Annotated in this window: 10 protein-coding genes; 8 read left to right on the top strand and 2 right to left on the bottom strand. The window is 50.4% G+C overall.

Annotated features, from left to right (window positions below; translation table 11 throughout):
- Positions 1–215 precede the first annotated feature (215 nt).
- Positions 216–1,691 (bottom strand): muropeptide MFS transporter AmpG, encoded by a 1,476-nt coding sequence (gene ampG, locus C3D30_RS04615; RefSeq protein ID WP_105286534.1) that lies wholly within the window; start codon positions 1,689–1,691, stop codon positions 216–218.
- 43 nt (positions 1,692–1,734) lie between these two features.
- Positions 1,735–2,313, bottom strand: a complete 579-nt coding sequence (locus tag C3D30_RS04620; RefSeq protein WP_000473500.1) for a lipoprotein — start codon at positions 2,311–2,313, stop codon at positions 1,735–1,737.
- Between the two features lie 304 nt (positions 2,314–2,617).
- Between C3D30_RS04620 and bolA the strand changes: the two genes are divergently transcribed.
- The 8 genes from bolA to C3D30_RS04670 all read left to right on the top strand — a co-directional run bounded on the left by bolA (position 2,618) and on the right by C3D30_RS04670 (position 12,453).
- On the top strand, positions 2,618–2,935 hold the full coding sequence (bolA, locus tag C3D30_RS04630) for a transcriptional regulator BolA (protein WP_000973458.1): 318 nt from the start codon (positions 2,618–2,620) through the stop codon (positions 2,933–2,935).
- 341 nt (positions 2,936–3,276) lie between these two features.
- Positions 3,277–4,575: a trigger factor gene (gene tig / locus C3D30_RS04640; RefSeq protein WP_001198386.1), complete on the top strand. Its 1,299-nt coding sequence runs from the start codon at positions 3,277–3,279 to the stop codon at positions 4,573–4,575.
- A 246-nt stretch (positions 4,576–4,821) separates the two neighbouring features.
- On the top strand, positions 4,822–5,445 hold the full coding sequence (gene clpP, locus C3D30_RS04645) for an ATP-dependent Clp endopeptidase proteolytic subunit ClpP (protein WP_000122253.1): 624 nt from the start codon (positions 4,822–4,824) through the stop codon (positions 5,443–5,445).
- 125 nt (positions 5,446–5,570) lie between these two features.
- Positions 5,571–6,845 (top strand): ATP-dependent protease ATP-binding subunit ClpX, encoded by a 1,275-nt coding sequence (clpX, locus tag C3D30_RS04650; RefSeq protein ID WP_000130305.1) that lies wholly within the window; start codon positions 5,571–5,573, stop codon positions 6,843–6,845.
- 187 nt (positions 6,846–7,032) lie between these two features.
- Entirely contained in the window at positions 7,033–9,387 is a 2,355-nt protein-coding gene (gene lon, locus C3D30_RS04655; RefSeq protein ID WP_001295325.1) for an endopeptidase La, read from the top strand.
- A 190-nt stretch (positions 9,388–9,577) separates the two neighbouring features.
- Entirely contained in the window at positions 9,578–9,868 is a 291-nt protein-coding gene (hupB, locus tag C3D30_RS04660; RefSeq protein ID WP_254892905.1) for a nucleoid-associated protein HU-beta, read from the top strand.
- Between the two features lie 191 nt (positions 9,869–10,059).
- A complete protein-coding gene (gene ppiD, locus C3D30_RS04665) occupies positions 10,060–11,931 on the top strand; it encodes a peptidylprolyl isomerase (protein ID WP_000969347.1) in 1,872 nt (623 codons plus the stop codon).
- Between the two features lie 150 nt (positions 11,932–12,081).
- Positions 12,082–12,453: a helix-hairpin-helix domain-containing protein gene (locus C3D30_RS04670; RefSeq protein WP_000680286.1), complete on the top strand. Its 372-nt coding sequence runs from the start codon at positions 12,082–12,084 to the stop codon at positions 12,451–12,453.
- Positions 12,454–12,471 lie beyond the last annotated feature (18 nt).

The raw sequence follows: 12,471 nt of genomic DNA on the forward strand, positions 1-12,471 counted from the left end.
ATTTAACAAATAATTATCATGAAAGTGACAAGGCAGGCGTGGAAAAATAAAGAGTCATTAGCTGAATCGTGTAAAAAAATAAAACATATAAATTACGTCAATAATTTCCGAAATCTAAGCCGCACAAAAGAACAAATATTATTAAGCGATGCTGATGCTTATTTAGCCGTAATAATTACGTCGTGTGATTACTACAGCTACATTATATTCACAGATTACGTCAGATGCGTTTTTCGTAGCGCCAGATAATCCAGAAAACCGCCAAGCACGACGCCGCCCAGGGCGACTAAAACGCCGACTTCCAGCAGAGCTGGCAGGAAAGAGAAGTGCGTCAAATCCAGCGCGTCCAGCGTCAACAACAGTAACCACACGGCTAACAGACTGACGCCCGCCGCCAGTGTCCACATGGCAAAAGCATAACCTGACGGATATTCGGTACGTGGGATAAAGTTGTCGTTGACCCGTATATATTCAAGCGTCTGGCGGCAAACCAGCAGTAAAATAAGCCCAGGTACGGCGGCGGCGACGGAGAAAAGATAGAATGTCGACCAGCCGTGTGACTCAACAAACCAGCCCGCCACGGGGCCGACATAAACCCGTCCGACAGCGGAAAGCGCCGAGAGCAGGGCAAACTGAGTAGCGGAGAATGACTTATTACACAGCGTCATTAACAGCGCCACAAATGCCGATGTGCCCATCCCGCCACACAGGTTTTCGAAAAAGACGGCTGCGCCCATGCTGTAGAGATGCTTATCAGTCACCGAAAGCAGCCAGTAACCGGCGTTGGACGCACCTTGTAAAAGGCCGAAAATCAGTAATGCACGGAACAGCGAAAGACGCTGCATCAGAATACCACCGTACAACGCGCCGACGATGGTCGCCAGCAGACCGAGCGTTTTGTTAACCACGCCTACTTCACCGGCATCAAACCCGACGCCGCGAATCAAAAAGGTGGTAGTCAGACTCATGGCGAAAGCATCGCCCAGCTTATACAGCACGATTAAAAGCAGAATCAGCCATGCGTTATTGCGGCCAAAGAAATCACGCAACGGTGCTACAACGGCTTGTTCCAGCGTTTTGGGTACAGGAATGGTGTCGGTTGGTTCTGGCGCAAGCAACGTTGCGATAATGCAGGGGATCAGCAGAGCCGCCATCAACCAGTACATGCCTTGCCAGCCCAGCCATTTATCTGCCAGCCATAAGGCTAAACCACCAGAAACCAGCATCCCTAAACGGTAACCCAGCACGCTGATTGCTGCACCTGCGCCGCGTTCTTCCGCAGGAAGTACATCCGTTTTCCACGCATCAAAGACAATATCCTGAGAAGCGGAGCAAAAAGCGATAACCACCGCCAGTGCCGCCATCCAGCGAAGTTGCTTACCTGGTTCGAGAAAACCCATCGCCGCAATCGCCAGTAACAGCAACGCTTGCGTAGCGAGCAGCCATCCGCGTCGACGTCCGAGGAACGGCGGGGTATAGCGGTCCATCAGCGGCGACCAGAGAAATTTAAATACGTAAGCCTGGCCCACCAGAGAGAAGAAACCAATGGTTTTAAGATCGATATTCTCGACTGTCATCCACGCCTGTAACGTGCCGGATGTCAGGGCGAGCGGCAGCCCGGAAGCAAAACCCAGGATCAGCAAAATAGCTGAACGTGGCTGTTGGAAAATACGTAAATATTGACTGGACATGGGCGTCTACAGGCCCGATTTACACCGGGCCAGAGGGCAGAAATTAACGTGCGTTCTGCTTGATAAATTCGTGGATGCTGGTGTCCTGAGACATATCAGCAATGGTGTCGGTCAGCACACTGTTAACCGCATCAGCGATGTTTTTGTTGGAGGCCTGGAACGCACCTTCAACATTGTAGCTGGCACGATAGTTTTTAGTCATTTTGTTGCCATTCTGCGCGGTGGCAATGATGGCGATATCTGCTTTGGTAGCAATGTTGTAGCGCACGTTGCCCTGGGACACGTCGGCATACAGTTGGCTAACGATGATTTGCAGATTAACCGGGCCATTCGGGCCAACCATATAACCGCGTGCGGTCATCTGTTTTTCCAGCACTTCTTGCAGCAGGAAACGCAGATCGCGGGAAGCGGTCAGGGTAACGATTTGATTATCGCGGGTGACTTTTGCCAGCGCCTGATCGGTACGCTGATCGGCACCATTAATGCTAACGGTGATGCCCATCAGGCTTGGATCTTGCTGTGGCAGCGTCATCGTCGGAGAAACTTCAATTGTTGTTGGCGGTTTTGCACATCCTGCAAGCATAAACAGAGCAACTAACGGGAAGAGGATTTTTTTGAACATGTTCTGGCTCTCAGAGACTTTTTAGCGTGTTTGGTAAAGATTCCCGCCATCATAACATCGCCAACGACGAGGGGAAGTGGGTAAGACATGTAAATTCATTATGTTGACGAAATAATCGCCTTGGGTAAAAGAAACACCGATGTGAAGCCTGTGAATCAATCTTTAAATCAGTAAACTTCATACGCTTGACAGAAAAAACAGGATGAAAGCTAATTATTTGTTGTTAAGCTGTAATGGAAACGGTTAAAGCGGCTAGTATTTAAAGGGATGGGTGACATCTCAGCGTTGTCGGAGGAGATATTTCATGATGATACGTGAGCGGATAGAAGAAAAATTAAGGACGGCGTTCCAACCCGTATTCCTCGAAGTTGTGGATGAAAGCTATCGTCACAATGTCCCAGCCGGCTCTGAAAGCCATTTTAAAGTTGTGCTGGTCAGCGATCGTTTTATGGGTGAACGTTTTCTGAATCGTCATCGAATGATTTACAGTACTTTAGCGGAGGAACTCTCTACTACCGTTCATGCGCTGGCTCTGCATACTTATACCATTAAAGAGTGGGAAGGATTGCAGGATACCATCTTTGCTTCGCCTCCCTGTCGTGGAGCAGGAAGCATTGCCTAAACGCATTTGCAACAGTTAGCGTTTTTCCAGTATGTTGTTAAAGATTTTATGAAAAACGGCCTGCGGGCCGTTTTGTTTTGTCTGGATTTTGCGCTTTTTGCCCAGCATTCAGACGAAAATTACCTGGGAATTGTGAAAAAATACGCGGCAGCGCGCAATAACCGTTCTCGACTCATAAAAGTGATGCCGCTATAATGCCGCGTCCTATTTGAATGCTTTCGGGATGATTCTGGTAACAGGGAATGTGATTGATTATAAGAACATCCCGGTTCCGCGAAGCCAACAACCTGTGCTTGCGGGGTAAGAGTTGACCGAGCACTGTGATTTTTTGAGGTAACAAGATGCAAGTTTCAGTTGAAACCACTCAAGGCCTTGGCCGCCGTGTAACGATTACTATCGCTGCTGACAGCATCGAGACCGCTGTTAAAAGCGAGCTGGTCAACGTTGCGAAAAAAGTACGTATTGACGGCTTCCGCAAAGGCAAAGTGCCAATGAATATCGTTGCTCAGCGTTATGGCGCGTCTGTACGCCAGGACGTTCTGGGCGACCTGATGAGCCGTAACTTCATTGACGCCATCATTAAAGAAAAAATCAATCCGGCTGGCGCACCGACTTACGTTCCGGGCGAATACAAGCTGGGTGAAGACTTCACCTACTCTGTAGAGTTTGAAGTTTATCCGGAAGTTGAACTGCAGGGTCTGGAAGCGATCGAAGTTGAAAAACCGATCGTTGAAGTGACCGACGCTGACGTTGACGGCATGTTAGATACTCTGCGTAAACAGCAGGCGACCTGGAAAGAAAAAGACGGCGCTGTTGAAGCAGAAGACCGCGTAACCATCGACTTCACTGGTTCTGTAGACGGCGAAGAGTTCGAAGGCGGTAAAGCGTCTGATTTCGTACTGGCGATGGGCCAGGGTCGTATGATTCCGGGCTTTGAAGACGGTATTAAAGGCCACAAAGCGGGCGAAGAGTTCACCATCGACGTGACCTTCCCGGAAGAGTACCACGCAGAAAACCTGAAAGGTAAAGCAGCGAAATTCGCTATCAACCTGAAGAAAGTTGAAGAGCGTGAACTGCCGGAACTGACTGCTGAATTCATCAAACGTTTCGGCGTTGAAGATGGTTCCGTAGAAGGTCTGCGCGCTGAAGTGCGTAAAAACATGGAACGCGAGCTGAAGAGCGCCATCCGTAACCGCGTTAAGTCTCAGGCGATCGAAGGTCTGGTAAAAGCTAACGACATCGACGTACCGGCTGCGCTGATCGACAGCGAAATCGACGTTCTGCGTCGTCAGGCTGCACAGCGTTTCGGTGGCAACGAGAAACAAGCTCTGGAACTGCCGCGTGAACTGTTCGAAGAACAGGCTAAACGCCGCGTAGTTGTTGGCCTGCTGCTGGGTGAAGTTATCCGCACCAACGAGCTGAAAGCTGACGAAGAGCGTGTGAAAGGCCTGATCGAAGAGATGGCTTCTGCATACGAAGATCCGAAAGAAGTTATCGAATTCTACAGCAAAAACAAAGAACTGATGGACAACATGCGCAATGTTGCTCTGGAAGAACAGGCTGTTGAAGCTGTACTGGCGAAAGCGAAAGTGACTGAAAAAGAAACCACTTTCAACGAGCTGATGAACCAGCAGGCGTAATTTAAGCAGCATAACGCGCTAAATTCGCACAAAGGCCCGTCACCGCCAGGTGGTGGGCTTTTTTTTTGTCATGAATTTTGCATGGAACCGTGCGAAAACCCTCTTTCGGTGTTAGCGTAACAACAAAAGATTGTTATGCTTGAAATAGGATGATGCCGTACCCATAACACAGGGACTAGCTGATAATCCGTCCATAAGGTTACAATCGGTACAGCAGGTTTTTTCAATTTTATCCAGGAGACGGAAATGTCATACAGCGGCGAACGAGATAACTTTGCACCCCATATGGCGCTGGTGCCGATGGTCATTGAACAGACCTCACGCGGTGAGCGCTCTTTTGATATCTATTCTCGTCTACTTAAGGAACGCGTCATTTTTCTGACTGGCCAGGTTGAAGACCACATGGCTAACCTGATTGTGGCGCAGATGCTGTTCCTGGAAGCAGAAAATCCAGAAAAAGATATCTATCTGTACATTAACTCCCCAGGCGGGGTGATCACTGCCGGGATGTCTATCTATGACACCATGCAGTTTATCAAGCCTGATGTCAGCACCATCTGTATGGGCCAGGCGGCCTCGATGGGCGCTTTCTTGTTGACCGCAGGGGCAAAAGGTAAACGTTTCTGCCTGCCGAATTCGCGCGTGATGATTCACCAGCCGTTGGGCGGCTATCAGGGCCAGGCGACCGATATCGAAATTCATGCCCGTGAAATTCTGAAAGTTAAAGGGCGCATGAATGAACTTATGGCGCTTCATACGGGTCAATCATTAGAACAGATTGAACGTGATACCGAGCGCGATCGCTTCCTTTCCGCCCCTGAAGCGGTGGAATACGGTCTGGTCGATTCGATTCTGACCCATCGTAATTGATGCCAGAGGCGCAACTGTGCCGCTATACTTATTCAGGGCGGCACAACGCTGTAAGCGGCTTGCGCCTGAGAATGGCATTTGCGTCGTCGTGTGCGGCACAAAGAACAAAGAAGAGGTTTTGACCCATGACAGATAAACGCAAAGATGGCTCAGGCAAATTGCTGTATTGCTCTTTTTGCGGCAAAAGCCAGCATGAAGTGCGCAAGCTGATTGCCGGTCCATCCGTGTATATCTGCGACGAATGTGTTGATTTATGTAATGACATCATTCGCGAAGAGATTAAAGAAGTTGCACCGCATCGTGAACGCAGTGCGCTACCGACGCCGCATGAAATTCGCAACCACCTGGACGATTACGTTATCGGTCAGGAACAGGCGAAAAAAGTGCTGGCGGTCGCGGTATACAACCACTACAAACGTCTGCGCAACGGCGATACCAGCAATGGTGTCGAGTTGGGCAAAAGTAACATTCTGCTGATCGGTCCGACCGGTTCTGGTAAAACGCTGCTGGCAGAAACGCTGGCGCGCCTGCTGGACGTTCCGTTCACCATGGCCGACGCGACCACGCTGACCGAAGCCGGTTATGTGGGCGAAGACGTTGAAAATATCATTCAGAAGCTGTTGCAGAAGTGCGACTATGACGTACAGAAAGCGCAGCGCGGGATTGTCTACATCGATGAAATCGACAAAATTTCTCGTAAGTCGGACAATCCTTCTATTACCCGAGACGTTTCCGGTGAAGGCGTACAGCAGGCACTGTTGAAACTGATCGAAGGTACGGTTGCCGCCGTTCCACCGCAGGGCGGGCGTAAACACCCGCAGCAGGAATTCTTGCAGGTTGATACCTCTAAGATCCTGTTTATCTGTGGTGGTGCGTTCGCTGGTCTGGATAAAGTCATTTCCCATCGTGTAGAAACCGGCTCCGGCATTGGTTTTGGCGCGACGGTAAAAGCGAAATCCGACAAAGCAAGCGAAGGCGAGCTGCTGGCGCAGGTTGAACCGGAAGATCTGATCAAGTTTGGTCTGATCCCTGAGTTCATCGGTCGTTTGCCAGTTGTCGCAACGCTGAATGAACTGAGCGAAGAAGCCCTGATTCAGATCCTCAAAGAGCCGAAAAACGCCCTGACCAAGCAGTATCAGGCGCTGTTTAATCTGGAAGGCGTTGATCTGGAATTCCGTGACGAGGCGCTGGATGCTATTGCTAAGAAAGCGATGGCGCGTAAAACCGGTGCCCGTGGTCTGCGTTCCATCGTAGAAGCTGCGCTGCTCGATACCATGTACGATCTGCCGTCCATGGAAGATGTCGAAAAAGTCGTTATCGACGAGTCGGTAATTGATGGCCAAAGCAAACCGTTGCTGATTTATGGCAAGCCGGAAGCTCAGCAGGCATCTGGTGAATAATTAACCATTCCCATACAATTAGTTAACCAAAAAGGGGGGATTTTATCTCCCCTTTAATTTTTCCTCTATTCTCGACGTTGAATGTGGGGGAAACATCCCCATATACTGACGTACATGTTAATAGATGGCGTGAAGCACAGTCGTGTCATCTGATTACCTGGCGGAAATTAAACTAAGAGAGAGCTCTATGAATCCTGAGCGTTCTGAACGCATTGAAATCCCCGTATTGCCGCTGCGCGATGTGGTGGTTTATCCGCACATGGTCATCCCCTTATTTGTCGGGCGGGAAAAATCTATCCGTTGTCTGGAAGCGGCGATGGACCATGATAAAAAAATTATGCTGGTCGCGCAGAAAGAAGCTTCAACGGATGAGCCGGGTGTAAACGATCTTTTCACCGTCGGGACCGTGGCCTCTATATTGCAGATGCTGAAACTGCCTGACGGCACCGTCAAAGTGCTGGTCGAGGGGTTACAGCGCGCGCGTATTTCTGCGCTCTCTGACAATGGCGAACATTTTTCTGCGAAGGCGGAGTATCTGGAGTCGCCGACCATTGATGAGCGGGAACAGGAAGTTCTGGTGCGTACCGCAATCAGCCAGTTCGAAGGCTACATCAAGCTGAACAAAAAAATCCCACCAGAAGTGCTGACGTCGCTGAACAGCATTGACGATCCGGCGCGCCTGGCGGATACCATTGCCGCGCATATGCCGCTGAAACTGGCTGACAAACAGTCCGTTCTTGAGATGTCCGACGTTAACGAACGTCTGGAATATCTGATGGCGATGATGGAATCGGAAATCGATCTGCTGCAGGTTGAGAAACGCATTCGCAACCGCGTTAAAAAGCAGATGGAGAAATCCCAGCGTGAGTACTATCTGAACGAGCAAATGAAAGCTATTCAGAAAGAACTCGGTGAAATGGACGACGCGCCGGACGAAAACGAAGCCCTGAAGCGCAAAATCGACGCGGCGAAAATGCCGAAAGAGGCAAAAGAGAAAGCGGAAGCAGAACTGCAGAAGCTGAAAATGATGTCTCCGATGTCGGCAGAAGCGACCGTGGTGCGTGGCTATATCGACTGGATGGTGCAGGTGCCGTGGAATGCGCGTAGCAAGGTCAAAAAAGACCTTCGTCAGGCGCAAGAAATCCTTGATACCGACCATTATGGTCTGGAGCGCGTGAAAGATCGCATCCTTGAGTATCTTGCGGTTCAAAGTCGTGTCAACAAAATCAAGGGGCCGATCCTTTGCCTGGTTGGGCCGCCGGGGGTAGGTAAAACTTCTCTGGGGCAGTCCATCGCCAAAGCTACCGGACGTAAATATGTCCGTATGGCGCTGGGCGGCGTGCGTGATGAAGCGGAAATCCGTGGTCACCGCCGTACTTACATCGGTTCTATGCCGGGTAAATTGATCCAGAAAATGGCGAAAGTGGGCGTTAAAAACCCGCTGTTCCTGCTCGATGAGATCGACAAAATGTCTTCTGACATGCGTGGCGATCCGGCCTCCGCACTGCTTGAAGTGCTGGATCCAGAGCAGAACGTGGCGTTCAGCGACCACTACCTGGAAGTGGATTACGACCTTAGCGACGTGATGTTTGTCGCGACGTCGAACTCCATGAACATTCCGGCACCGCTGCTGGATCGTATGGAAGTGATTCGCCTCTCCGGTTATACCGAAGATGAAAAACTGAACATCGCCAAACGTCACCTGCTGCCGAAGCAGATTGAACGTAATGCGCTGAAAAAAGGTGAGTTGACCGTCGACGATAGCGCCATTATCGGCATTATTCGTTACTACACCCGTGAGGCGGGCGTGCGTGGTCTGGAGCGTGAAATCTCCAAACTGTGCCGTAAAGCGGTTAAGCAGTTACTGCTCGATAAGTCTCTAAAACATATCGAAATTAACGGCGATAACCTGCATGACTACCTCGGTGTTCAGCGTTTCGACTATGGTCGCGCGGATAACGAAAACCGTGTCGGTCAGGTAACGGGTCTGGCGTGGACGGAAGTGGGCGGCGACTTGTTGACCATTGAAACCGCGTGCGTCCCGGGCAAAGGTAAACTGACCTATACCGGATCGCTTGGTGAAGTAATGCAGGAGTCCATTCAGGCGGCGTTAACGGTGGTTCGTGCGCGTGCGGAAAAACTGGGGATCAACCCTGATTTTTACGAAAAACGCGACATCCACGTTCACGTACCGGAAGGTGCGACGCCGAAAGATGGTCCGAGTGCCGGTATTGCCATGTGCACTGCGCTGGTTTCTTGCCTGACCGGTAACCCGGTTCGCGCCGATGTGGCGATGACTGGCGAGATTACTCTGCGTGGTCAGGTGTTGCCAATCGGTGGTTTGAAAGAAAAACTGCTGGCGGCGCATCGCGGCGGGATTAAAACAGTGTTAATTCCGTTCGAAAATAAACGCGATCTGGAAGAGATTCCGGACAACGTGATTGCCGATCTGGACATTCATCCTGTGAAGCGTATTGAGGAAGTTCTGACTCTGGCGCTGCAAAATGAACCGTCTGGTATGCAGGTTGTGACTGCAAAATAGTGACCTTGCGCAAATTGCACTAATAAAAAAAGGGCTGGCGGGCCAATTCGGACTTGCCAGCCTTTTTTTGTCTCGTTAAGTTAGAGGGCGGATTAGGCTTGCCCTTATTAAGGGGTGTTGTAAGGGGATGGCTGGCCTGATATAACTGCTGCGCGTTCGCACCTTGAAGGATTCAAGTGCGAGATAAATTATAAAGAGGAAGAGAAGAGTGAATAAATCTCAATTGATTGACAAGATTGCTGCAGGGGCTGATATCTCTAAAGCTGCGGCTGGCCGTGCGTTAGATGCTATTATTGCTTCCGTAACTGAATCCCTGAAAGAAGGGGATGATGTAGCACTGGTAGGTTTTGGTACTTTTGCCGTTAAAGAGCGTGCCGCCCGTACTGGTCGCAACCCGCAGACCGGTAAAGAGATCACTATCGCTGCAGCTAAAGTACCGAGCTTCCGTGCAGGTAAAGCACTGAAAGACGCGGTAAACTAAGTGTTGTCCCCATTGGGGATGTGACGAAGTTCAAGGGCGCATCTACTGATGTGCCTTTTTTATTTGTATTCCGTGACTTTCTGCGCATTGTGGGCTGACAATTGCCCCCGTTTCTTGTCACAATAGGCCTTTGCGCGCAGCGATATGTTGCGTGAGGTACACAGTCATCTACAGCGGAGTGTTGTTACACCATGATGGACAGCTTACGCACGGCTGCAAACAGTCTCGTGCTCAAGATTATTTTCGGTATCATTATCGTGTCGTTCATATTGACCGGCGTGAGTGGTTACCTGATTGGCGCAGGCAATAACTACGCCGCAAAAGTGAATGACCAGGAAATCAGCCGTGGGCAGTTCGAGAACGCCTTCAACAGCGAGCGTAATCGTATGCAGCAACAGTTGGGCGATCAATACTCTGAGCTGGCGGCGAACGAAGGCTATATGAAAACCCTGCGTCAACAGGTGCTGAATCGTCTGATCGACGAGGCGCTGCTGGATCAGTACGCTCGTGAACTAAAACTGGGTATCAGCGATGAGCAGGTTAAACAGGCGATTTTCGCAACTCCGGCTTTCCAGGTTGACGGCAAGTTCGATAACAGCCGCTACAACGATATCCTTAACCGAATGGGAATGAGTGCCGATCAATACGCGCAGGCGCTGCGTAACCAGCTCACCACCCAACAGCTGATTGCTGGCGTTGCCGGCACCGACTTTATGTTGAAAGGTGAAACCGACGAACTGGCGGCACTGGTAGCTCAACAACGTGTAGTGCGTGAAGCGACTATCGACGTTAACGCGCTGGCAGCTAAACAAGCTGTGACCGAACCAGAAATCACCAGCTACTACGAGCAAAACAAAAACAATTTCATGACTCCGGAACAGTTCCGCGTGAGCTACATCAAGCTGGATGCCGCCACGATGCAGCAACCGGTTAGCGATGCGGATATCCAGAGCTACTACGATCAGCATCAGGATCAATTCACCCAGCCACAGCGTACCCGCTACAGCATCATCCAGACTAAAACTGAAGATGAAGCGAAAGCAGTACTTGAGGAGCTGAATAAAGGTGGTGATTTTGCTGCGTTAGCAAAAGAAAAATCTGCCGATATTATCTCTGCCCGTAACGGCGGCGATATGGGTTGGTTAGAAGATGCCACTATCCCGGACGAACTGAAAAATGCCGGTCTGAAAGAAAAAGGCCAACTGTCTGGTGTCATCAAATCTTCGGTCGGTTTCCTGATTGTACGTCTGGACGACATTCAGCCAGCGAAAGTGAAATCGTTAGACGAAGTACGTGACGACATTGCGGCGAAAGTGAAACACGAAAAAGCCCTCGATGCGTACTACGCGCTGCAGCAGAAAGTGAGCGATGCGGCAAGCAACGACACCGAATCTCTGGCTGGTGCAGAGCAGGCTGCGGGCGTTAAAGCCACTCAGACTGGCTGGTTCAGCAAAGATAACCTGCCGGAAGAGTTAAACTTCAAGCCGGTGGCAGACGCTATCTTTAACGGCGGTCTGGTAGGTGAAAACGGTGCGCCGGGCATCAACTCTGACATCATCACCGTAGACGGCGACCGCGCATTCGTACTGCGCATCAGTGAGCACAAACCGGAAGCGGTGAAACCGCTGGCAGATGTTCAGGAACAGGTTAAGGCGCTGGTTCAGCACAACAAAGCTGAGCAACAGGCGAAAGTAGATGCTGAAAAACTGCTGGTTGATTTGAAAGCGGGTAAAGGTGCGGAAGCTATGCAGGCTGCCGGTCTGAAATTTGGCGAGCCGAAAACCTTAAGCCGTTCCGGTCGTGACCCGATTAGCCTGGCGGCGTTTGCACTGCCACTGCCAGCGAAAGACAAACCGAGCTACGGTATGGCGACCGATATGCAAGGCAATGTCGTTCTGCTGGCGCTGGACGAAGTGAAACAAGGTTCTATGCCGGAAGATCAGAAAAAAGCGATGGTGCAGGGCATCACCCAGAACAACGCACAAATCGTCTTTGAAGCTCTGATGAGTAACCTGCGTAAAGAGGCGAAAATCAAAATTGGCGATGCGCTGGAACAGCAATAATCTGGAAGCCGCCTCGCAAAAAAATGCTTTGCAGCTGTAACAAGAAAAGGTCGCTTTCGCGGCCTTTTCCATTTCTGAACATTGCCATTTGTTTACTGTTTTCACTGCCGTTAAGGTGATTCCACTGTTAACAAACAAGGAGAAAACAGTATGAAACACGGAATTAAAGCATTGTTCATTACCCTGTCCCTGGCCTGTGCCGGAATGTCTCATAGTGCGCTGGCAGCAGCTCCTGCGGCGAAACCGGCAGCGGTAGAAACCAAAGCGGAAGCTCCTGCAGCACAAAGCAAAGCGGCAGTACCGGCAAAAGCCAGTGACGAAGAAGGCACCAGGGTCAGCATTAATAATGCCAGCGCGGAAGAGTTAGCCCGCGCGATGAATGGCGTTGGCCTGAAGAAAGCGCAGGCAATTGTCAGTTATCGCGAAGAGTACGGCCCGTTTAAAACGGTGGAGGATCTAAAACAGGTGCCGGGAATGGGCAATTCGCTGGTGGAACGTAATCTGGCGGTATTAACCCTGTAATTAATTTGCATAGTGGCA

It is taken from the genome of Escherichia sp. MOD1-EC5433 (assembly GCF_002966005.1).
Taxonomy (GTDB): Bacteria; Pseudomonadota; Gammaproteobacteria; order Enterobacterales; family Enterobacteriaceae; genus Escherichia; species Escherichia ruysiae.